Origin of the sequence: Mycobacterium sp. (assembly GCF_046330795.1) — a bacterium.
Taxonomy (GTDB): Bacteria; Actinomycetota; Actinomycetes; order Mycobacteriales; family Mycobacteriaceae; genus Mycobacterium.
Genome location: NZ_JAXLSA010000004.1, coordinates 229,400 through 251,046, shown reverse-complemented (window position 1 = coordinate 251,046; position 21,647 = coordinate 229,400). Strand labels below are relative to the sequence as shown.

Here is a 21,647-nt window from a genome sequence, read left to right as displayed (position 1 = left end):
CCGTCGTGCTGATGTCCTGTTCGTCCGGGACGAAGGAGCCGTCCGGCGCGGCCGGCGCCGCGGACTGCCCCACCGATCCCGTCGACGTCGTCGTCAGTGTCGACCAGTGGGGCGACATCGTCTCCGAACTCGGCGGCGCGTGCGCCCGGGTGACGACGCTCCTGGCCGGTTCCGCGGCCGACCCGCACGACTACGAGCCCACCCCGGCCGCCGCCGCCGCGTTCCGCGACGCCCAACTGGTGGTGGTCAACGGAGGGCACTACGACGAGTGGGCGGCCAAGCTGGCAGCCGCGTCGGCGCCCACGGCGCCGGTCGTCACCGCCGCGCCCGAGGGCACCCCGAACCCGCACGTCTGGTACGACCCCGTGGCCGTGGTTGCCCTCGCCGACACGGTGACCGCCAAGCTCAGCGCGCTCGCGCCGGGCGCCGCGGCCTACTTCACCGACCGGCGGGCCGGATTCACCACCGCGCTGCAGCCCTACGACGCCGCCGTCGCCGCCCTGAAGGCCGGTGCGGCCGGAAAGTCCTACGCGGCCACCGAAGCGGTGTTCGATGACATGGCGGCGGCCATCGGCCTGCAGAACCGGACCCCGGCGGGCTACCAGGCGTCGGCGGCCCACGAGGCCGAACCGTCGCCCGGGGATCTCGGCGCGTTCCTGAAGCTGCTGGCCGGCCGGGGCGTCGACGTGCTGATCTACAACACCCAGACCGAGGGCGCACTGCCGCAGCAGATCCGGGCCGCCGCCGAGGCCGCCGGTGTCCCGGTGGTCGAGGTCACCGAAACGGTGGCGCCGGGCGCGAAAACGTTCGAGGCTTGGCAGGTGGACCAACTCACCGCCCTGGCCAAGGCGCTCGGTGTCAGTCGCTGAGCCCCCGGCGCTGGCCTTCGACGACGTCAGCGTCGTCCGCGGCGGCCGGCTGATCTGGTCGGAAGGCACGTTCGACGTGCCGTCGGGCGGCATCACGGCCGTCATCGGCTCGAACGGATCGGGCAAGACGACGCTGCTACAGGTGGTGCTGGGGCTGGTTCCGGTCGCATCGGGCACCGTCGAGGTGCTCGGCCGGCCCGCGGGGGAGGCGACGTCGGCGATCGGCTACGTGCCACAGAACTACGCGGCCGTGCCCGGCGACGCCATCCGCGCGGGCGACGCGGTGATGCTCGGGCTGATCGGCGCCCGGTGGGGGTTCGCCGGCCCCAGCGACGAGGAGCGCCGCCGCGTCGTCGAGACCCTCGACGCGGTGGGCGCGGCGCCGTTCGCCCACCGCCGGCTCTCGCAGCTCTCCGGCGGCCAGCGCCAGCGGGTGGCCGTCGCCGAAGCGCTGGTCGGCCGGCCGCGGCTGCTGATCCTCGACGAACCCCTGGCCTCGCTGGACCTGCGCAACCAGCGGGAGATCGTCACCCTGCTGGCCCGGGTCCGCGACACCTTCGGTGTCACCATCCTGGTCGTCGCGCACGACCTCAACCCCCTGCTCGGTGTGCTGGACAGCGCCATCTACCTGTTGGACGGCCACGCCCACTTCGACACCATGGACGAGGTGGTCAACGCGGATCTGCTGAGCCATCTCTATGGCACCTCCATCCAGGTGGTGCACACCCCGCAGGGTGATCTCTACATGCGGAGCATCTGATGACCACCCGCCTGATGGCCGTCGGCTACCAGCCGAACTGGTGGGAGATCCTGACGTCGCCGTTCATGCGCAACGCGCTGCTGGGCGGCACCCTGGTCGCGCTGGCCGCCGGTTTGATCGGCTACTTCATCATCGTCCGCAACACCGCGTTCGCGGCACATGCCCTGGCGCACATCGGGTTTCCCGGGGCCACCGGTGCGGTGCTGCTCGGTCTGCCGGTCACCGCGGGCCTCGCGGTGTTCTGCATCGGGGGCGCGCTGGTGATCGGGGCGCTGGGCAAGCGCGCCGACGAGCGTGAGGTCGCGACCGGTACGGTGCTGGCCGCGGCGACGGGCCTGGGCCTGTTCTTCAGCTCGCTGGCCACCCGCAGCAGCAGCACGGTGACCAACATCCTGTTCGGGAATCTGTTGGCCGTCACCGGCCGCCAACTGGTGCTGTTCGCCGTGGCGGTGGTGGTGCTCACCGTGGTCATCACCTTCGTGTTCCGCCCGCTGTTGTTCGCGTCGGTCAATCCGGCGGTGGCCGAGGCCAAGGGCGTTCCGGTGCGCCTGCTGTCGGTCATCTTCATGGCGCTGCTCGGGCTGGCGGTCACCATGGCGGTGCAGGCCGTCGGGACGCTGCTGTTGTTCGCGCTGTTGGTCACCCCGGCCGCCACCGCCATCATGCTGACCGCCCGGCCCACCGCCGCCATGGCGGTCTCGACGGTGTTGGCGCTGGTCGCGGTGTGGGCCGGGCTGGCGCTGTCGGCGATGTTCAACATGCCGCCCAGCTTCCTGATCGTCACGATCGTCAGCGTGGTCTGGTTCGTGGTGTGGCTGGCCGCCCAGCGTGTCCGCGGCGGGACGGCCGAACCGGGCCCGGCGATCCGCTAGCCTCGGAGAGCATGTCGCGGAGTCCCACGCCCCGGCGGCGGGCCACCCTGGCGTCCCTGGCGGCCGAGCTCGAAGTCTCCCGCACCACCATCTCCAATGCCTACAACCGGCCCGACCAGCTGTCGGCCGAGCTGCGCGAGCGGATCCTGGCCACCGCCAAACGGCTGGGCTACGCCGGTCCCGATCCGGTTGCCCGATCCCTGCGGACCCGCCGGGCCGGCGCCGTCGGGTTGGTCATCACCGAGCCGCTGACCTATTCGTTCAGCGATCCGGCGGCGCTGAACTTCGTCGCCGGCCTGGCCGAGTCCTGCGAAGAGGTCGGCCAGGGCCTGCTGCTGGTGGCCGCCGGTCCGGGCCGCACGGCGGACGAGGGTTCCGGCGCCGTGTTGTCGGCCGGGGTGGATGGATTCGTGGTCTACGCCGCCGCGGACGAGGATCCCTATCTGCAGCTCGTGCTGCAACGGCAGCTCCCGGTGGTGGTCGTCGACCAGCCCACCGATGTCCCGGGGGCGTCGCGGGTCGGGATCGACGACCGCCGGGCCATGCGCGAGCTGGCAGACTACGTTCTGTCGCTGGGTCATCGCGAAATCGGGCTTCTCACAATGAAACTCGGCGACGATGGCGGTCCGGGATCGGTGCGCGTCGCCGACGCGGACCGGATCGCCGCCACCCAGTACCGAGTGCAGGGCGAGCGGATCGGCGGGGTGCGGGACGCGCTGGTGGCTGCCGGGGTGGGTGCCGACGCGCTGACGGTGGTCGAGAGTTCCGAGCATGGGCCCGAATCCGGCGGCGCCGCAGCTGAATTGGCGTTGGCGACCAACCCGCGGATCACCGCCCTGATGTGCACCGCCGACGTGCTGGCATTGGCGGCGATGGATTTCCTGCGCGCCCGCGGCATCTACGTGCCGGGGCGGATGACGGTCACCGGTTTCGATGGAATTCCCGCGGCGCTCAAGCGCGGGCTGACCACCATGTCGCAACCCAGCATGGAGAAGGGCCGGATCGCCGGCCGGATGTTGCACAGCCCACCGCGGTCCGGGCTGCCGATCATCGAGATGCTGCCCACCGAACTCATCCGCGGGCGCACCGCGGGTCCGCCGGGCTGATCTCAGCGCAATGCGCCGCGTTCGGCGGTCAGCACCGCCAGCGCCGCGGCCACGTCGGCCGGAGTGTCGACCCGGAATTCCGCCGCGGTGTCGCCGGTGCCGACCTTGACCGACACGTCCCCGTCGCGCATCCGCCGGAACGCCTTTTCGTCGGTCACGTCGTCTCCGAAAAAGACTACCGCAGAAGCCTTTTCACGGTCACGAAGAATCTCGATCGCGTCCCCCTTGTCCGTCGTGATGACCGCGAACTCCAGGATCTGCTTGCCCTCGGTCATCGTTGCGGACCACGCAACCGCGGCGGCGCGGGCGGCCGTCAGCGCGGCTTCGCCGTCCTCGGCGGTCGCGTTGCGCACGTGCAGCACCACACCGGCGGGTTTGGTCTCGACCATGGCGCCCGGGAACCGGTCGGCGATGGTTCGCAGTCCGGTGCCGATGCTCTCCAGGAGGCCGGTGTCGATCCGTTCGGCGAATCCGGTGTCGAATTCCGCGCCGTGGCTGCCGATCAGGTGCACGCCGGCCGGGGCGCCGGACAGCGTGGTCAGCACGTCGAGGGAGCGGCCCGAGATCAGCGCCGCGGCGGTGTCGGGCAGTAGCGCGAGCGCACACAGGGATTCCAGCGCACCCGGCAGCGCCCGGGCGTCGGCGGGGTTGTTCACCAGCGGCGCCAGCGTGCCGTCGAAGTCGGAGGTGACCAGCAGGCGGGTGGTGCGGGCGGCCCGGGCCAGCGCGGCCCGCAGATCAGTGGGGGGCACCGTCACACCTTGGGGTGTTCGGCGTCCCCGATGAGCAGCCGGACCGCGAGGTCGAGGCGCTTGCTGACGTCGGTGGCCGACGCGCGGCGGGTCAGCCAGGCCAGCAGGTTGGACAGCCAGACGTCGGAGATCACCCGGGCGATGTGGAACTGGTCCTCGGAGGGGTCGCCGTCGGCCATCGCGCGGGCGAACATCGAGTCGATGATCTTCTCCACGTGGTCCACCTCGCCGGCCGCCGAGGCGTCGGCGAACACGTAGGCCCGCGTCATCGCCTCGGTCAGCAGCGGGTTGCGCTGCATTGCCCGGTTGAGCTTGTTGACCATGAAGCTCAGCCGCTGGTACGAGGTTCCGCCGGCGACCACGGTGCGGTCGGTCTTGGCGTCGATGCGTTCGAACTCGCGTCCCAGCGCCGACACCAGCAGGTGCACCTTGGAGGGGAAATACCGGTACAGGGTGCCCACCGCGACGTCCGCGCGATCGGCCACGGCGCGCATCTGGACGGCTTCGTAGCCGCCCTTGGAGGCAATCGCCATGGTGGCGTCCAGGATGCGCTTGCGGCGTTCCCGTTGCGCCTCGGAGCCCAGTTCGGATTCGGCCAGGACTGCCACGGTCAGCACCTCCCGCGGTTTCGCGTCCGGGTCAGCCGATTCCCGGTCTGGTGGCGACGACATGCGGCGGACACCTCCTTCATGGTGTGCGTTCGCGGGCGGGTTTCGGGAACGACGGGTCGGGCATGATCCCTCACCTCCGGCAGACCCTCGGACACCGTATTTCCTGCTGCGATGGCAGTCGACTTGACTGACGATTGCTGGCACTATTAGAACACGTTCTAGTGGGCCGTACCGGCCTTCGTCCGCCAAATGATCGAGGAGTCCGGTATGTCTGGGGTCTCTGCAGGCGTCACGTCCGAGCAGGCCGCCGCGCGTGAGCTGGTTCGCGACTGGGCCGCCGGGTCGGGCGGTATCGCCGCCGGCCGCGACGTCGAGCACGGTGAGCCCGACGCCTGGCGGCCGGTCTATGCCGGTCTGGCCGAACTCGGCCTGTTCGGGGTCGCGGTGGCCGAGGAGGACGGCGGTGCCGGGGCGGCGGTGACCGATCTGTGCGCGATGGTCGACGAGGCCGCCGCCGCGCTGGTGCCCGGTCCGGTGGCGTCCAGCGCACTGGCGACGCTGGTGCTCGACGCCCCCGACGTGCTGGCGGCGCTGATGACCGGCGAGCGCACGGCCGGTTTCGCGCTGAGCGCCGATCTGACGGTGACCGACGGTCGCGCCACCGGCTCGGCCGATCACGTTCTGGGTGCGGTGGCCGGCGGGTACGTGCTGCTGCCCGCGGCGGACGGTTGGGTCCTGATCGACACCACGGCCGACGGCGTTGCCGTCGAGGCGCTGACGGCCACGGATTTCACCCGCCCGCTGGGCCGGGTCGTCCTCGACGGCGCGCCGGTGGTCCCGATCGCGATGACGCCGCGGCGCATCGAGGATCTCGCCGTGACGGTGCTCGCGGCCGAGGCCGCCGGGGTGACGCGGTGGGCGCTGCGCACCGCGGCCGACTACGCCAAGGTGCGCGAGCAGTTCGGCAAGCCGATCGGCAGTTTCCAGGCCATCAAACACATGTGCGCGGAGATGCTGCTGCGTTCCGAGCAGGCCTCGGTGGCCGCGTCCGACGCCGCGCAGGCCGCCATGGGAGACGATCCCGACCAGCTGGCGCTGGCCGCGGCCGTCGCCGCCGCCACCGTGATCGAGACCGCCCGGGCCAACACCAAGGACTGCATCCAGGTGCTCGGTGGCATCGGCATCACCTGGGAGCACGATGCGCACCTGTATCTGCGTCGCGCGTATGGGATTTCGCAGATCCTCGGCGGGCGTAGCCGGTGGTTGCGCAAGGTTGTCGGGCTGACCCGGGACGGCGTCCGTCGCGACCTCGAGATCGACCTGAGTTCCGTGGAGCAGTTGCGGCCGGAGATCGGCGCTGCCGTGGCGACCGTCGCCGCACTTCCCGCGGCCCAGCGTCAACCGGGGCTGGCCGAGGCCGGTCTGCAGGCGCCACACTGGCCGAAGCCCTACGGGCGCAACGCTTCTCCGGCCGAGCAGCTGCTGATCGACCAGGAGATGGCCGCCGCCGGCGTCGAACGTCCGGATCTGGTGATCGGCTGGTGGGCCGTCCCGACGATCCTCGAGCACGGCTCGCCCGAGCAGGTGGAGCGGTTCGTGCCGCCCACGCTCTCCGGTGAGCTGGTGTGGTGTCAGCTGTTCTCCGAGCCGGGTGCGGGTTCGGATCTGGCCGCCCTGCGGATGAAGGCGGTGCGGGCCGACGGGGGCTGGAAGCTGACCGGGCAGAAGGTGTGGACCTCGGCCGCGCAGAAGGCGCACTGGGGTGTGTGCCTGGCCCGGACGAACCCCGACGCCCCGAAGCACAAGGGCATCACCTACTTCCTGATCGACATGACCTCGCCGGGCATCCTGGTTCGCCCGCTGCGCGAGATCACCGGCGACGAGTTGTTCAACGAGGTCTTCTTCGACGACGTGTTCGTGCCCGACGAGATGGTGGTCGGCACGGTCGACGACGGCTGGCGGCTGGCCCGCACCACGCTGGCCAACGAGCGCGTCGCGATGGCGCAGGGCACCGCGTTGGGCAATCCGATGGAGGAGCTGCTGCGGGCGGCCGGCGATCTCGACCCGGCCGATCAGGACCGTCTCGGCGCGCTGATCGTGTCGGCGCAGGTGGGCTCCCTGTTGGATCAGCGGATCGCGCAGCTGGCGGTCAGTGGTGACGACCCGGGCCCGCAGGCCAGCGCCCGCAAGTTGATCGGGGTGCGCTACCGGCAGAATCTCGCGGAGTTCCGGATGGAGCTGTCGGCCGGCGGTGGGCTGGTGGTCGACGAACGGGTCTTCGACTTCCTCAACACCCGCTGCCTGACCATCGCCGGTGGCTCCGAGCAGATCCTGCTGACGCTGGCCGGGGAGCGCCTGCTCGGCCTGCCCCGCTGAGTCAGAAGCGGGTCTGGCTGCAGGTGCTCGGGGTGGCCAGGTTGTGGCCGTTCCACACGGCCTGGATGTGCGTGCACACGATGAAATCGGCGCCCGTCGCGGGCCGTCCGTCGGTCCAGTTCCGGGGTGCCGACGTGCCGTCGACCACGAACCGCTCCGGTGCGCCGCCGCCGAAGTAGGTCACCGAGATCTCGACGTTGTTGAGCGCCCGGTACATCTTCGACAGGACGTTGTCGATGTTGGCGCCCTTGGTCTGACGGGGCGATCCGATCGGCGCGCTGTACTCGGCTTCCTGCCAGACGTTGCGGTCCGACGATCGCACCTCGACGGTCTGGCGGCCCCAGAAGTCGCCGGGGAATCCGGTGGGACCCTCCGGGGTCATCAGGTTGGCGGTGGCGGTGAAATAGCACCGGCCCTCGGCGGCCACGCAATTGGCGGTGGTGTGCGACTGCAGCTGGGTCACGGCGTCGACGGGAACCGAGCTCTGAGAACTGTGCGCCGCGGCCGCCGCTCCCGGGGGCGGGACGAGGGCGAGCAGCAGCAGCGGTCCGGCCAGGGCCGGGATCAGGCGCTTCATCTGCACGACGGTAATCCGTTCGCTATTCGTCGTAGGTGACTTCGACGGTATCGGTGGTCGGATGCGCCTGGCAGGCCAGGATCAGCCCCTCGTCGAGGTCGGAGGGTTCGAGCACGTCGTTGATCTCCATGTCGACCGAGCCGCTCTTCATCATCACCGCGCATGCGCCGCAATGCCCTTCGCGACAGGAGAACGGCGCGTCCAGGCCCTTGTCGAGCAGCACGTCGAGCAGCTTGGCCCGGCGGGGCCAGGTCAGTTCATGGGTGCTGCCGTCCAGGGTGACCACCGCCGTGGCGGGGCCCTCGTCGCCGTCGCCGTCGCCGGAGTAGTCGATCTCCACGGCCTTGAAGGGATCGGAGTCCAGGGATTTGAACACCTCGATGTGCACCTGTTGGGCGGGCACCTGCAGCGCCTCCAGTGCCGCCGATGCCGCCGTCATGAACGGCCCCGGCCCGCAGATGAACACCTGCCGGCCGGTGTGGGGTGCCGCGAGGCGGCCGAGGCCGGGCGCGCTCGGCAGGCCCTGCACGGACTCGAGCCAGTGCACGACGGCGAACCGGTCGGGGTATTCGGCCGCCAGCGCGCGCAGGGCGCCGGCGAAGATCACCGACTTCTCGTCGCGGTTGGCGTAGATCAGGGTGACCTGACCGGTGCCCTGCGACAGTGCCGATTTGCAGATCGCCATCATCGGGGTGATGCCGCTGCCGCCGGCGATCAGCAGGAAGTCGGTGTCGAGATCGGTGGGGACGAAGGTGCCCGACGGGGCCAGCACATGCAGCTTCATGCCCGGGTGCGCGTGGTCGCACAGCCAGTTGGAGGCGTATCCGTCCGCGGTGCGCTTGACGGTGACGGCCAGGGCGTCGTCGATGTGCGGCGAGCTGTAGAGCGAGTAGCAGCGCGCGACGGACCCGGTGCGCTCGCTGGGCACGCGCAGGGTCAGGAATTGGCCGGGGGAGTACGCCAACCTGCCGGCCGGGATCTCGACCCCGTCGGGAACGCGGAAGACCAGCGACCGGGAATCGTCGGTCTCGGCGATGACCTCGGCCACCTCGAGCTCGAGCACGTGGCTGCCGAGCGGCTCGTCCGTCACTGGGGCACCCTTTCGACCGTCATAACTAGAACAGGTTACAGAAATGCAATACCGCAGGTCAATCACGTAGGGGAACCCGCTGCTCGACATGAATCGTAACGTGTTCTAGTCTTTCTGGAACAGGTTCCAATTCGGGCCCAGAGTCCCATGGAGGCATTGCCGTGACGTCCATTCAACAGCGTGATGCACAGTCGGTCCTCGCCGGTATCGACGAACTGCTCCCGGCGCTGCGCGAGCGCGCCCAGGCCACCGAGGATCTGCGCCGGCTGCCCGACGAGAACATCAAGGCGCTCGACGACGTCGGCTTCTTCAAGCTGATCCAGCCCGAGCAGTGGGGTGGCCTGCAGTGCGATCCCACCGTCTTCTACGAGGCGGTCCGGCGGCTCGCCAGCGCGTGCGGATCGACCGGCTGGGTCGCCGGCATCCTGGGCATCCACAACTGGCACCTGGCGCAGTTCGACCAGGCCGCCCAGGACGAGGTCTGGGGCGAGGACCCCAGCGTGCGCATCTCGTCGTCGTACGCCCCGATGGGCGCCGGCGTGGTGACCGAGGCGGGCGACGGCTACATCGTCAACGGTGCCTGGAACTGGTCCTCCGGATGTGACCACGCCACCTGGGCCTTCCTCGGCGGCCCGGTGATCAAGGACGGCAAGCCGGTCGACTTCGGCAGCTTCCTGATCCCGCGCACCGAATACGCCATCGACGACGTCTGGCACGTCGTCGGCCTCAAGGGCACCGGTTCCAACACCGTCGTCGTCAAGGACGTGTTCGTGCCGCGGCACCGCTTCCTGTCCTACAAGGCGATGAACGACCACACCGCCGGCGGCCTGGTGAACAACACCGCCCCGGTCTACAAGATGCCCTGGGGCACAATCCATCCCACCACCATCTCGACCCCGATCGTCGGCATGGCCTACGGTGCCTACGACGCCCATGTCGAGCACCAGGGCAAGCGGGTGCGCGCGGCGTTCGCCGGGGAGAAGGCCAAGGACGACCCGTTCGCCAAGATCCGGATCGCCGAGGCGGCCAGTGACATCGACGCCGCGTGGCGGCAGCTGATCGGCAATGTGGCCGACGAGTACGCCTTCCTGACGGCCGGCCAGGAGATCCCGTTCGAGCTGCGGGCCCGGGCCCGCCGCGACCAGGTCCGGGCAACCGGGCGGGCGATCGCGTCGATCGACCGGCTGTTCGAGGCGTCCGGTGCCACCGCGTTGGCCAGTGATGCTCCGGTGCAACGGTTCTGGCGGGACGCACACGCCGGGCGGGTGCACGCGGCCAACGATCCCGAGCGCGCCTACCTGATCTTCGGTAACGAGGCGTTCGGGTTGCCGGCGCAGGACACGATGGTCTGATCGGCGCATGACGGCCACGCAGGACCTGACGTTCGAGTCCACCTCTCGGTACGCAGAGGTCGATGGCGGCACGCGGAACATGCGGCTGCACTACCACGAGGCCGGCGATCCGTCGGCGCAGACCGTGGTGCTGCTGCACGGTGGCGGTCCCGGCGCGTCCAGCTGGTCGAACTTCTCCAAGAACATCGCCGTGCTGGCCCGGCACTTCCATGTGCTGGCCGTCGATCAGCCCGGGTACGGGCATTCCGACAAGCACGCCGAACACGAGCAGTACAACCGGTACAGCGCCAACGCGCTGCTCGGGTTGTTCGACCACCTCGGCATCGAACGTGCTGCGCTGGTGGGCAATTCGCTCGGCGGCGGCACGGCGGTGCGGTTCGCGCTGGACAATCCGGGCCGGGCCGGCCGGCTGGTCCTGATGGGCCCGGGCGGGCTGAGCGTCAACCTGTTCGCACCCGACCCCACCGAGGGTGTGAAGCTGCTGGGCAAGTTCACCGTGGAGCCCACCCGGGAGAACATCGAGAAGTTCCTGCGGATCATGGTCTTCGACCAGAAGCTCATCACGCCCGAGTTGGTCGACGAGCGGTTCGCGATCGCCAGCCAGCCCGAGTCGCTGGCCGCCGCCAAGGCGATGGGCCGATCGTTCGCCGGCGCCGACTTCGAGCTCGGGATGATGTGGCGCGACGTCTACAAACTGCGTCAGCGGGTGCTGCTGATCTGGGGCCGCGAGGACCGGGTCAACCCGATCGACGGGGCCCTGGTCGCGCTCAAACAGATTCCACGGGTGCAGCTGCACGTTTTCGGGCAGTGTGGGCACTGGGCACAATTGGAGAAGTTCGACGAGTTCAACAAGCTCACCGTCGACTTCCTGGAAGGTGAGTGAGATGGGCCTGCGTTCGCTGGGATATCTGCGGATCGAATCCACCGACGTCGCCGCCTGGCGCGAGTACGGCCTGAAGGTGCTCGGCATGGTCGAGGGCTCCGGGGCCACCGACGGTGCGCTGTACCTGCGCATGGACGAGTTCCCCGCTCGCCTGGTGATCGTGCCGGGAGATCGCGACCGGCTGTTGGTCGCCGGCTGGGAGACGGCCAACGCCGCCGAACTGCAGGAGATCCGCAATGCCCTCGACATCGAGGGCACGCCGTACAAGGAAGCCTCGGCGGCCGAGCTGGCGGACCGTCGCGTCGACGAGATGATCACCTTCGACGACCCGTCGGGTAACACCCTCGAGGTCTTCCACGGCGCCGCACTCGAGCATCGCCGGGTGGTCAGTCCGTACGGGCACAAGTTCGTCACCGAGGAACAGGGCCTGGGCCACGTCGTCATCACCACTCGCGACGACGCCGAATCCACCCACTTCTACCGCGATGTGCTGGGCTTCAAACTGCGCGATTCGATGCGGCTGCCCCCGCAGCTGGTCGGCCGTCCCGCGGACGGGCCGCCGGCCTGGTTACGGTTCTTCGGGATCAACCCGCGCCACCACAGCCTGGCCATCATGCCGGGCGAAACGCCCAGTGGCATCGTCCATCTCATGATGGAGGTCGAGAGCGCCGACGACGTCGGGCTGTGCCTGGATCGCGCGTACCGGCGCAAGGTGCCGATGTCAGCCACCCTCGGCCGCCACGTCAACGACAAGATGCTGTCGTTCTACATGAAGACCCCGGGCGGATTCGACGTCGAATTCGGTTGCGAGGGTTTGGAAGTCGACGACACCGATTGGATCGCCCGGGAGAGCACCGCGGTCAGCCTGTGGGGCCACGACTTCTCCATCGGGTTCAAGTAGGCCCGGCGTAGGTCTGGTCCAGGCTCATGGGCTCCGCCGCCGTCGACCCGCGCGCATTCCGCAATGTGCTCGGCCAGTTCTGCACGGGTATCACCATCATCACCACGGTGCACGAAGAGGTGCCGGTCGGTTTCGCCTGTCAGTCGTTCGCCGCGCTGTCGCTCGACCCGCCGCTGGTGCTGTTCTGTCCCACCAAGGCATCCCGGTCCTGGGCCGCGATCGAGGCCAGCGGGCGGTTCTGCGTCAACATCCTGCACGAGAACCAGCAGGAGGTCTCGGCTCGGTTCGGTTCACGTGAGCCGGACAAGTTCGGTGGAATCGACTGGACCCCTACCGAACTCGGCTCACCGGTGATCACGGGGTCGCTGGCCCATATCGACTGCTCGGTGCACTCCGTCCATGACGGGGGCGACCACTTCGTGGTATTCGGTGCGGTGCAATCACTTTCGGAACTACCCGAGCGTAAGCCACGCCCGCTGCTGTTCTACCGCGGCGAGTACACCGGCATCGAGCCGGACAAGAACACCCCGGCGCAGTGGCGCAATGACCTCGAGGCGTTCCTGACCACCACTACCGAGGACACCTGGCTCTAGATACAGGCGACCGCGCAGACGTCGGCGGGCGGGAGATCTTCGGCGTTCGGCATCGGGGGCTGACCCTGGGTCATATCGACGTCGTGGTCGAGATCGGGCAGCGACGGGATCATGTTGCAGACGAACGACAGTTGGCCGCAGTTCGGCATGCCCGGATCGGCGGCGGCCGGCGCGGCCAGCGTGAGCGCCCCGACGGCCAGTCCACCGCCCAGTGCGATCAGGATCCGAGACGACATGCCGCGAGACTACTCCGCCGCGTCCGCGGCTTCGGCGGGTATCTCCCGATTCACGCGGCGCCGAGCAGCTCGGCGGGAATACTCAGGGCGAATGTGATACGTCACGAGCCGAAGGAGATCCGATGAGTGACACCGCCGAGTACCCGACGTCCGGGTTGCGCCGGGTGGTGATCGCGTCGATGGCCGGCACGGTGGTCGAGTGGTACGAATTCTTCCTCTATGCCACCGCGGTGACGCTGGTCTTCAGCAAGTTGTTCTTCCCCGCCGGTGTGAACGAGTACAACGCGATCATCGCGGGCTTCGCGACGTACGCGGTCGGCTTCGTCGCGCGTCCGCTCGGCGGGGTGGTGTTCGGCCACTACGGCGACAAGTACGGCCGCAAGAAGCTGCTGCAGTTCTCGCTGATCCTCGTCGGTATCGCCACCTTTGCTATGGGTTGCCTGCCCACCTACGCCCAAATCGGTATCTGGGCGCCGATCCTGCTGGTGGTGTTGCGGTTTGCTCAGGGCTTCGCGGTCGGTGGCGAATGGGGCGGCGCGGTGCTGCTGGTCGCCGAACACAGCCCGAACCGCAGCCGTGGGTTCTGGTCCAGTTGGCCGCAGGCCGGCGTCCCGGTGGGCAACATGCTGGCCACCGTCGTCCTGCTGACGCTCACCGCGACGCTGTCGGACGCCGCGTTCCTGTCCTGGGGCTGGCGGGTCGCGTTCTGGCTGTCGGCCGTCGTGGTGTTGATCGGCTACTACGTGCGCACCAAGGTGACCGACGCGCCGATCTTCCTGGAGGCGCAGCAGGAGGCCGAACGCATCAAGGCGTCGTCGCTGTCGGTGGTCGAGGTGTGCAGGCGCTACCCGCGCGGCGTGCTCACCGCGATGGGGATGCGGTTCGCGGAGAACATCATGTACTACCTGGTGGCGACATTCACCATCACTTATCTCAAGATCCACGCCGGTGTGAGTACCTCCGCCATCCTCTGGTACCTGCTGATCGCGCATGCGGTGCACCTGGTGGTGATCCCGTTGGCGGGACGGCTCTCCGACCGCTACGGCCGGCGGCCGGTGATCATGACGGGCGCGGTGCTGGCCGGCACCTGGGGATTCTTCGCCTATCCGATGATGGACAGCGGGCACTATCTGGTGATCATGCTCGCCGTCGTCATCGGCCTGATGATCCATTCGCTGATGTACGCCCCGCAGCCGGCCATCATGGCCGAGATGTTTCCGACCCGGATGCGCTATTCCGGTGTGTCCGTTGGCTATCAGGTCACGGCGATCGTCGCCGGTTCGGTGGCGCCGATGATCGCGGTCGCCTTGCTGCAGCGGTTCGGGACCTGGGTGCCGATCGCGATCTATCTGGCCGCCGCGTCCGTCGTGACGATCATCGCGGTGTTCTTCGCCCGCGAAACCCGGGGCATCGATCTCGCCGACGTCGACGCCGCCGATGCGCGGGCACTGGCGCAGGAGCAGGCGCGCACGTGAGGGGTCAGGCGGCCGCGAAGGTCACCAGGTCGACGCTGAGTCTGCCTTCGACCAGGCTGAGCTTTTTGCGTACCGGCACCCCGGGTAGTGGTGGCGCCGTCGATCGGTACACCGCACCGGTCGGGGTGGTGAACTCCGCGGTGTGGACGCCGGCGGTGTCGTTAATGGTGACGACCCACCCCGGAGCTTCCTTCGTGTAGTTGCAGGCCTCGCAGGTACCGAGACCGTTCAGCGCGCTGGTGGGCCCGCCCCGGCGTTTCGGCACGGCGTGGTCGCGATGCCGGATCGGGGCATTGCAGTACGGGGTGCGGCAGGTCTGGTCGCGCAGGCCGATGAACGCGGCCAGACCCTTCGGGAAGATCCGCGACCGCGATTCCATGGCGACCAGTTGCCCGCTGACCGGATGCCGGTACAGCCGTCGCAGAGCGGCCTTGGCGGATGCGTCGGCCACGGCGTCGCCGGTCAGCGCGCGGGCCAACCCCGCCGGGACCGGGCCGAAGTTCTCCAGCCAGCCCGGCGCATCGTCCTCGCCGAAGAGGGTGGTATCCGCCATCACCAGATTCAGTGCCACCGGCACCGGTTGATCTGCGGCCCTGCCGGTGACCCGCTCGACCACGGTGTCGGCCATCACCTGGCCGCGCGAGCGACCGTCGCACGTGGTGTCGGCCGCCCGGGTGAGCGCGGCGTAGACCGCAACGCCCTGACCGACGGGCAGCAACACCGTCACATAGGTCATGGTGTCCGGAGCCGGACGTATTGTGACGCAACGATCTTCGGCGGCCTTGGCCGACCGTGCCACTACGGCGGCCGCGTCGAGCCGAGCCGCGATCCGCTTGGCCTCCGCTTCCACCCGCGCGTTGCCCCAGCCCGCCAGCTTGGAGATGTCGGCACACAGATCGGCGTCCAACTGCCCGCGGTGCTCGACACTCAGGCACGCCGATTCCCGGACGATCAGGGTGGCCCGCCATTCCGACAGGGCTCCGCACTGCAGAGCGGCCAGCGTGTGCGGCATCTCGTCGACGAGCGCCCGCGCCAGGCCGAGGTGGGTGTTGCCGCGCATAGGTGCGTCGTTGCGGGCCAGTGCGACTTCGGCGGCCAGCCCGCGGCCGCGCCTGGCCGCGGACATGCCGGCCGCCTCCTCGGCGGCGAGGCGCTTGGCCGCCCAGGCGGCGGTGGCGCGGGCCTGCGCGGCGGCCGCGGCGGACTTCATCCGCTCGAACTGCTCGACCTGGGCCCGCAGGTCGGCCTCGGCCGCCTCGGGATCGATTTCGAACAAACTTTCGAACATGCTGTCGACGGTACACCGCGGCGCCGACAAGAATGTTCAGCGCAGCCAGGACCCCAGCCGCTCCAGCGCCGAGGTGATGTCGGACGTCGGCCCGGCGAAGGACAACCGCACGAACGAGCCGCCGCGAGCGGGGTCGAAATCGATCCCCGGTGCGATCGCCAGCCCGGTGTCGGCCAGCAGCTTCTCGCAGAACGTCAAGGAGTCGCCGGTGAACTCGGAGACGTCGGCATACACGTAGAACGCGCCGTCGGTCGGCGCCAGCCGGTCGATCCCGATATCTCGCAACCCGTTCAGCAGCAGTTGCCGGTTGGCGCCGTAGTGCCGCAGGTGGCCGTCGGCCTCGGCGATCGACTCGGGGGTGAACGCGGCCACGGCGGCGTACTGCGCGAGCACCGGCGGGCAGATGGTGAAATTGCCCGTCAGGCAGTCGATCGTGCGCTGCAGCGACTTGGGCACCAACAGCCAGCCGAGCCGCCAGCCCGTCATCGCGAAATACTTCGAGAAGCTGTTGACCACCACCGCGTCGCGCGAGGTGCTCCAGGCGCAACTCGTCTGTGGCGCACCGGGATACACCAGACCGTGGTAGACCTCGTCGCTGATCAGCCGGACGCCCGAATCGGCGCACCACGACGCGATGGCCGCCAGTTCCGCGGGCGCGATGACGGTGCCGGTCGGGTTGGCCGGGCTGGCGACGATCACCCCGTCCAGCGGGCCGGCCTCGGCCAGCATCTCGGCGGTGGGCTGGTACCGGGTGTCCGGGCCGCACGGGAGCTCGACCACCGTGCAGCCGAGCGCGGACAGGATGTTGCGGTAGCAGGGGTAGCCCGGGCTGGCGATGGCCACCCGGTCGCCGGCGTCGAAACAGGCCAGGAACGCCAACAGGAATCCGCCCGATGAACCGGTGGTGAGCACCACGTCGTCGGGCTCCACCACCAGGCCATGGCGCTGGGCGTAGGACTGCGCTATCGCGGCGCGCAGCTCCGGAATGCCGAGCGCCACGGTGTAACCCAGCTGATTGGCCGTCAGCGCCTCGATGGCCGCCGCCCGCACGGGTTCTGGGGCACCGACACTGGGCTGGCCGGCGGACAGGTTGACCAGATCGCCGTGGGTGCGCTGACGCTCGGCGGCGGCGAGCCACACGTCCATGACGTAGAACGGCGGGATGCCGGCCCGCAGTGCGGTCTTCACCAGGCCAAGGCTAATTCAGTGCGGCCGACTCGAGGCGGCGCAGGTACTCGATCGGCTGACCGAACAGCTGGGCGCTGCCATGCGCGCGTTTGAAATAGAGCTGGATGTCGTGTTCGGCGGTGATCGCGATGCCGCCGTGCAGCTGGATGGCCTCGCCGGCGACGTCGCGGAAAGCCTCGATCGCGGTGACGTGCGCCAGCGCGGCCGACGTCGGCGACGGATCCTGGAGTGCCTCGTCGACGACGGCGGCGGCGGTCTGGACCTTGACGTACATGTCGGCCATCCGGTGCTTGAGGGCCTGGAAACTGCCGATCGGCCGACCGAACTGCACCCGCTCCTTGGCGTATTCGACGGTCAACTCGAGACAGCGGGTGGCGGCGCCGACCGCCTCGGCGGCCAGCAACAGCGCGGCCATGTCGGCCAGGCCGGGATCGGCGCCCAGCGGTTCGGTCTGCGTGGCGGTGAGCGCGGCCAGCCGCCGCGTCGGGTCCATCGCGACCGCCGGGGTCACGGTCGGTTCGGTCCAGCGGCTCAGTCGGCCGTCGGCGGCCGCGATCACGACGTCGGCGTCGGCACCGTTGACCACGAAGCCGGGGTCGAACACCACCGTGCCGATCGACTCGCCGGCGACCAGCGCCTCGAGCGTGTCGGTGTCGGGTTCGACGCCGTCCTGGGGTGCCAGCAGAGCGAGTTCGGCCAGCGTGGTGCCGAGCAGCGGGGTGGGCACCAGGGCGCGACCCAGTTCGGCGATGACGGCCGCGGCGTCGGCCAGTTCGCCGCCCGCGCCGCCGAGGTCCTCCGGGATGACCAGGGCCGCCGCACCGACCTGCTCGCACAGCAGTCGCCAGAGCGATTCGTCGTAGCCACGCTCGGATTCCATTGCTGCACGGACGGATTCGGAGTCGGCGTGCTTGCTCACCAGATCCCGGACGGTCCGGACCAGCAGGGCCCGATCTTCGTTCGTGGTCACAGCGCCTCCAATACGCGGCGCCGGTGCGCCGTGGTGTCACCCCAGGCCGAGCGCAGCGCCTGTGCACGCAGCAGCAACAGCCCGAGGTCATGTTCCTGGGTGAACCCGATGGCGCCGTGGGTCTGCAGCGCCGAGCGGGCCGCCAGCAGACCGGCTTCCGCGGCAGCGACTTTGGCGGCGCTGACGTCGCGCGCGGTGTCCGGGGAGTCGGCATGCAGGCTCAGTGCGGCGCCGTACACCAGCGGCCGGGCCAGCTCGAGGGCGATGTGCACGTCCGCCAGCTTGTGCTTGATCGCCTGGTACGAGCCGATGACCCGGCCGAACTGCGAACGCTGTTTGGCGTACTGCACCGAGAGGTCCAGCATCGCCTGGCCGGCCCCAATGAGCTGGGCGGCCGTCGCCAGGGCGCCGAACTCGCGGGCCCGCTGGACATCAGCAGCCCAGCTGTCGTCGGAAGCATTGACGTCGAACAGCTTTCGGCTCGGATCGAGCGATTCGTGCGCACCCTCGGCGGTGCCCTCGCTGACCGCACCGTCGCGGCCCACCAGGATCACACCGGCGAACTCGGCGTCGACGGCGCGGGGTGACTCGGGGGCGATCGCGGCGGTGGCGATCAGTTCACCGGCGGCCAGTTCGGCACTGCGCTGGGCATCGGAGGCCAGCAGAACCGGTGCCACGGCGATGGATTCGGTCACGGGGCCGGGCACGCAATGGGCGCCGAGGCGTTCGAGTGCGACCACCAGGTCCACCGGATGTGCGCCGATGCCGTCGTGCTCCTCGGCCACGGCCAGCGCCGTGACGCCGAGTTCGGTCAGCGTCTGCCACACCTTGCGACCGGGTGCGGTGTCGCCGGCGGCCCAGGCGCGCACCACTGCGGGAAGGTCGGCCGAGCCGAGGGCCGCGTCGATGCTGGCGGCGAAATCGCGCTGCTGTTCGTCGATCTCGAAGTTCATTTGCCCTCCCTGGGCAGGCCCAGCAGTCTCTCAGCGATGATGTTGCGCTGAATCTCGTTGGTGCCCGCGTAGATCGGTCCGCCGAGGGCGAACAGGTAGGACTCGGTCCACGAATCCGCCAGTTCGGCATCGGCGCCCTGCAGGTCCAGGGCCGTCTGGTTGATCGCGACGTCGAGGTCCGACCAGAACACCTTGGTGACCGATGACTCGGCACCCAATTCGCCACCGGCCGCCAGTCGGGTGACGGTGCCGAACGTCTGCAGACGGTAGGCCTGCGCCTGGATCCAGGCGTCGGTGACGCGGTCGGCGAACTGGTCGCGAACCGCCTTGTCGGGGTTGGACTTCCACAGCTCGACCAGTCGCGCTGCCGCCGAGGTGAATCGCGCCGGACTGCGCAGCGACATGCCGCGCTCATTGCTCGACGTGCTCATGGCGGCCCGCCAGCCGTCGTTCGGCGTCCCGATCACGTCCTGGTCGGGCACGAAGACATCGTCGAGGAAGATCTCACCGAAGCCGGTGTCGCCGCCGAGTTGGGCGATCGGCCGCACGGTGATGCCGTCGGCCTTCAGGTCGAACATGAAGTACGTCAGGCCCTTGTGTCGCTGCGCTTCCGGGTCGGAGCGGAACAGGCCGAACCCACGGTCGCCGAACGGCGCCCGTGAACTCCAGATCTTCTGGCCGTTGAGTTTCCAGCCGCCGTCCACCTTGGTGGCGGTGGATCTCAGCGACGCCAGGTCGCTGCCGGATTCCGGCTCCGACCAGGCCTGCGCCCAGATCTCTTCGCCGCTGGCCATTTTCGGCAGGATCCGCATCAGCTGCTCCTCGGTTCCGTGCGCGAACAACGTCGGCGCCAGCATGGACGTCCCGTTGGCGCTGGCCCGTCCCGGCGCGCCGGCGTGGAAGTACTCCTCCTCGTAGGCCACCCACTCGAGCAGGCTCGCGTCACGGCCGCCGTACTTCGCCGGCCAGCTGATCACCGACAGGCCGGCGTCGAAGAGGATCTTGTCCCAGCGTCGATGCTGCTCGAAACCCACTGCCGTGTCATAGGACTCGGTGGGGAAGTGCGCGCGATTGGCGGCGAGGAACTCGCGGACCTCCGCGCGGAACGATTCGACTGGTTCATCGAAGTCCAGATCCATCAGATTGACTCCCTCAGTAGGGGTTTGACGACCTTGCCGCCCGGGTTGCGTGGGAGCGCATCGAGGAACTCCACCGAACGCGGTGTCTTGAAGTTGGCCAGGTGTTCCTTGGTGTACGCGATGACGGCGGCCTCGTCGAGATCGGCACCGGGCAGCCGCACCACGAACGCCTTGCCCACTTCGCCGAGGCGGTCGTCGGGAACCCCGATCACGGCGGCCTCGGCGACGCCGGGCAACCGGGCCAGCACCTGCTCGATCTCGGCCGGGTAGACGTTGAACCCGCCGCAGATGTACATGTCCTTCAGCCGGTCGGTGATGCGCAGATTGCCTGCGGCGTCGACGGTTCCGACGTCGCCGGTGTGCAACCAGCCCTCGGTGTCGACGGCCGCCGCGGTGGCCGCCGGGTCGTCGAGGTAGCCCAGCATCACGTTGGGTCCGCGCAGCAGTACCTCGCCGGGTTCGCCGTCGCCGGGCGCGTCGATGCGCAGTTCGAAGTCGGCGATGGGCCGCCCGCAGGTGGTGGCGACGGTGACGGCGTCGTCGTCGGGCCGGCACATCGTGCCGAATCCGGCGGCCTCCGTCAGGCCGTAGGCCGTCAGCACGATGTCGATGTCGAGTTCGGTCTGCATCCGCTCGATGAGGACCACAGGCACCACCGCGGCGCCGGTGACGGCGAACCGCAGCGAGCTGAGGTCGTACCGGCCGCGGTTCGGGTGATCGAGCAGCATCTGATAGATCGTGGGCGGCCCGGGCAGCACCGAGGCGCGGTGTTCCTGCACGGCGTGCATGGCCTGCTCGGCGTCGAACGTCACCATCGGGATCAGCGTCGCGCCGGTCTGCAGGCAGGCCAGGATGCCGGCCTTGTAGCCGAAGTTGTGGAAGAACGGGTTGATGCACAGGTAGCGGTCGGTGGAGTCGACCTCGCCGCACGCTGCCCAGGCCGCCGAACCGGCCAGCGACTGACGGTGCGCGCACAACACACCCTTGCTGCGGCCGGTGGTGCCGGAGGTGAAGAGGATGTCGGAGATGTCGTCGGGCCGGACCGCGTCGGCCCGGGCGTCGGCCTCCGCCAGGGCGTCCGCCCGTTCGCCGCGCGCGACGAACTCGGCCCAGGTGCCGTCCGTCTTCTCGACGGGCACCCGCACGATGTGGCGCAGTGCGGGCAGCGCGTCCCGGTCGAGCTCGGCGCTGCGATCCGCGCCGAGGAATTCACCCGCGGCGATCAGCAGCGGGGCCTGGGTGCGCGCCAGGATGTCAGTCGCCTCGGTGGCGGTGTAGCGGGTGTTCAGCGGCACCAGCACCGCACCCGCATGGTGGGTGGCCAGGCAGGCGACCACCCAGTGCCAGGTGTTCGGCGACCAGACCGCGACCCGGTCGCCCGGGTTGACGCCCAGGTCGACCATGGCGGCGGCGGCCCGGCGTACCTCTTCGCGCAGTTGGGTGAACGTCAGCGTCTTCTCCGGCGTGACCAGCGCTTCGTGGTCGGGGAGCGCACGGGCGATCCGATCCAGCACCGCAGGTGTCGTCTGCGGGACGCTCGTCATCGAAGCTCCTCGTGTTGTCGACCGGCTGTGGCGCTGCCCGGTACCCGTGCCGCTGGCGGCGAGGCCGCCGACATCCTGGTGCACACTGAGTCGCCCCGGGGCTAACAAAGCA

Annotated in this window: 21 protein-coding genes; 10 read left to right on the top strand and 11 right to left on the bottom strand. The window is 69.4% G+C overall.

Translation table 11 applies throughout. The features are described from left to right. Positions 1-11 precede the first annotated feature (11 nt). From U0R18_RS15675 to U0R18_RS15660, 4 genes are read left to right on the top strand one after another with little or no spacing between them, the layout of a single operon-like run. Positions 12-869 (top strand): metal ABC transporter solute-binding protein, Zn/Mn family, encoded by an 858-nt coding sequence (locus tag U0R18_RS15675; RefSeq protein ID WP_526370419.1) that lies wholly within the window; start codon positions 12-14, stop codon positions 867-869. After that, on the top strand, positions 856-1,629 hold the full coding sequence (locus U0R18_RS15670) for a metal ABC transporter ATP-binding protein (RefSeq protein ID WP_526369981.1): 774 nt from the start codon (positions 856-858) through the stop codon (positions 1,627-1,629). Before U0R18_RS15675 ends, U0R18_RS15670 begins: the two co-directional genes overlap by 14 nt. Then, positions 1,629-2,501, top strand: a complete 873-nt coding sequence (locus U0R18_RS15665) for a metal ABC transporter permease (RefSeq protein WP_526369979.1) — start codon at positions 1,629-1,631, stop codon at positions 2,499-2,501. The genes U0R18_RS15670 and U0R18_RS15665 overlap by 1 nt, the downstream gene beginning before the upstream one ends. A gap of 11 nt (positions 2,502-2,512) precedes the next feature. Beyond that, on the top strand, positions 2,513-3,607 hold the full coding sequence (locus U0R18_RS15660) for an Rv3575c family transcriptional regulator (RefSeq protein ID WP_526369977.1): 1,095 nt from the start codon (positions 2,513-2,515) through the stop codon (positions 3,605-3,607). Between the two features lie 2 nt (positions 3,608-3,609). Here U0R18_RS15660 and otsB read toward each other — a convergent pair whose 3' ends face one another. Then, positions 3,610-4,359 carry a trehalose-phosphatase gene (otsB, locus tag U0R18_RS15655; protein ID WP_526369975.1) on the bottom strand — a complete coding sequence of 250 codons (750 nt, stop codon included), beginning with the start codon at positions 4,357-4,359 and terminating at the stop codon, positions 3,610-3,612. Positions 4,360-4,361: 2 nt separating this feature from the next. Next, the gene (kstR, locus tag U0R18_RS15650; protein ID WP_526370417.1) at positions 4,362-4,967 is read right to left on the bottom strand and encodes a cholesterol catabolism transcriptional regulator KstR; all 606 of its coding nucleotides are present in this window, start codon (positions 4,965-4,967) and stop codon (positions 4,362-4,364) included. Positions 4,968-5,237: 270 nt separating this feature from the next. Here kstR and U0R18_RS15645 point away from each other — a divergent pair, with 270 nt between their 5' ends. Next, positions 5,238-7,346, top strand: coding sequence for an acyl-CoA dehydrogenase family protein (locus tag U0R18_RS15645; RefSeq protein ID WP_526369973.1), 2,109 nt, complete (start codon positions 5,238-5,240; stop codon positions 7,344-7,346). Position 7,347: 1 nt separating this feature from the next. Here the strand turns inward: U0R18_RS15645 and U0R18_RS15640 are convergent, their stop codons facing one another. Both U0R18_RS15640 and U0R18_RS15635 read right to left on the bottom strand, forming a co-directional pair. After that, complete coding sequence (locus tag U0R18_RS15640; protein ID WP_526369971.1) at positions 7,348-7,923, bottom strand: hypothetical protein; 576 nt, start codon at positions 7,921-7,923, stop codon at positions 7,348-7,350. A 22-nt stretch (positions 7,924-7,945) separates the two neighbouring features. After that, positions 7,946-9,013 carry a 2Fe-2S iron-sulfur cluster-binding protein gene (locus U0R18_RS15635; protein WP_526369969.1) on the bottom strand — a complete coding sequence of 356 codons (1,068 nt, stop codon included), beginning with the start codon at positions 9,011-9,013 and terminating at the stop codon, positions 7,946-7,948. Positions 9,014-9,174: 161 nt separating this feature from the next. On the opposite strand from U0R18_RS15635, the gene hsaA reads away from it, so the two are divergent. Genes hsaA through hsaB form a run of 4 tightly spaced genes read left to right on the top strand, consistent with a single transcriptional unit; the run spans position 9,175 to position 12,742 of the window. Beyond that, positions 9,175-10,365 (top strand): 3-hydroxy-9,10-secoandrosta-1,3,5(10)-triene-9,17-dione monooxygenase oxygenase subunit, encoded by a 1,191-nt coding sequence (gene hsaA, locus U0R18_RS15630; protein WP_526369967.1) that lies wholly within the window; start codon positions 9,175-9,177, stop codon positions 10,363-10,365. A gap of 7 nt (positions 10,366-10,372) precedes the next feature. Beyond that, a complete protein-coding gene (hsaD, locus tag U0R18_RS15625; protein ID WP_526369965.1) occupies positions 10,373-11,248 on the top strand; it encodes a 4,5:9,10-diseco-3-hydroxy-5,9,17-trioxoandrosta-1(10),2-diene-4-oate hydrolase in 876 nt (291 codons plus the stop codon). A 1-nt stretch (position 11,249) separates the two neighbouring features. After that, the gene (gene hsaC / locus U0R18_RS15620) at positions 11,250-12,149 is read left to right on the top strand and encodes an iron-dependent extradiol dioxygenase HsaC (RefSeq protein ID WP_526370414.1); all 900 of its coding nucleotides are present in this window, start codon (positions 11,250-11,252) and stop codon (positions 12,147-12,149) included. Positions 12,150-12,175: 26 nt separating this feature from the next. After that, the gene (hsaB, locus tag U0R18_RS15615) at positions 12,176-12,742 is read left to right on the top strand and encodes a 3-hydroxy-9,10-secoandrosta-1,3,5(10)-triene-9,17-dione monooxygenase reductase subunit (protein WP_526369963.1); all 567 of its coding nucleotides are present in this window, start codon (positions 12,176-12,178) and stop codon (positions 12,740-12,742) included. On the opposite strand, the gene U0R18_RS15610 is transcribed toward hsaB, so the two are convergent. After that, complete coding sequence (locus U0R18_RS15610; protein WP_526369961.1) at positions 12,739-12,978, bottom strand: fibronectin-binding protein; 240 nt, start codon at positions 12,976-12,978, stop codon at positions 12,739-12,741. The genes hsaB and U0R18_RS15610 overlap by 4 nt on opposite strands. A gap of 122 nt (positions 12,979-13,100) precedes the next feature. Here U0R18_RS15610 and U0R18_RS15605 point away from each other — a divergent pair, with 122 nt between their 5' ends. Then, a complete protein-coding gene (locus U0R18_RS15605) occupies positions 13,101-14,453 on the top strand; it encodes an MFS transporter (protein WP_526369959.1) in 1,353 nt (450 codons plus the stop codon). Between the two features lie 4 nt (positions 14,454-14,457). On the opposite strand, the gene U0R18_RS15600 is transcribed toward U0R18_RS15605, so the two are convergent. The 6 genes from U0R18_RS15600 to fadD3 are packed head-to-tail and all read right to left on the bottom strand — an operon-like array spanning position 14,458 to position 21,535. Then, a complete protein-coding gene (locus tag U0R18_RS15600) occupies positions 14,458-15,741 on the bottom strand; it encodes an HNH endonuclease signature motif containing protein (protein ID WP_526369957.1) in 1,284 nt (427 codons plus the stop codon). A gap of 36 nt (positions 15,742-15,777) precedes the next feature. Beyond that, positions 15,778-16,887 (bottom strand): pyridoxal phosphate-dependent aminotransferase, encoded by a 1,110-nt coding sequence (locus U0R18_RS15595; protein WP_526370412.1) that lies wholly within the window; start codon positions 16,885-16,887, stop codon positions 15,778-15,780. A gap of 52 nt (positions 16,888-16,939) precedes the next feature. Then, positions 16,940-17,899, bottom strand: coding sequence for an acyl-CoA dehydrogenase IpdE2 (gene ipdE2 / locus U0R18_RS15590; RefSeq protein WP_526369955.1), 960 nt, complete (start codon positions 17,897-17,899; stop codon positions 16,940-16,942). Further along, a complete protein-coding gene (locus U0R18_RS15585) occupies positions 17,896-18,852 on the bottom strand; it encodes an acyl-CoA dehydrogenase family protein (RefSeq protein WP_526369953.1) in 957 nt (318 codons plus the stop codon). The genes ipdE2 and U0R18_RS15585 overlap by 4 nt, the downstream gene beginning before the upstream one ends. Next, positions 18,849-19,991, bottom strand: a complete 1,143-nt coding sequence (locus U0R18_RS15580; RefSeq protein WP_526369951.1) for an acyl-CoA dehydrogenase family protein — start codon at positions 19,989-19,991, stop codon at positions 18,849-18,851. The genes U0R18_RS15585 and U0R18_RS15580 overlap by 4 nt, the downstream gene beginning before the upstream one ends. After that, positions 19,991-21,535 (bottom strand): 3-((3aS,4S,7aS)-7a-methyl-1,5-dioxo-octahydro-1H-inden-4-yl)propanoate--CoA ligase FadD3, encoded by a 1,545-nt coding sequence (fadD3, locus tag U0R18_RS15575; protein ID WP_526369948.1) that lies wholly within the window; start codon positions 21,533-21,535, stop codon positions 19,991-19,993. The genes U0R18_RS15580 and fadD3 overlap by 1 nt, the downstream gene beginning before the upstream one ends. Positions 21,536-21,647: the final 112 nt, after the last annotated feature.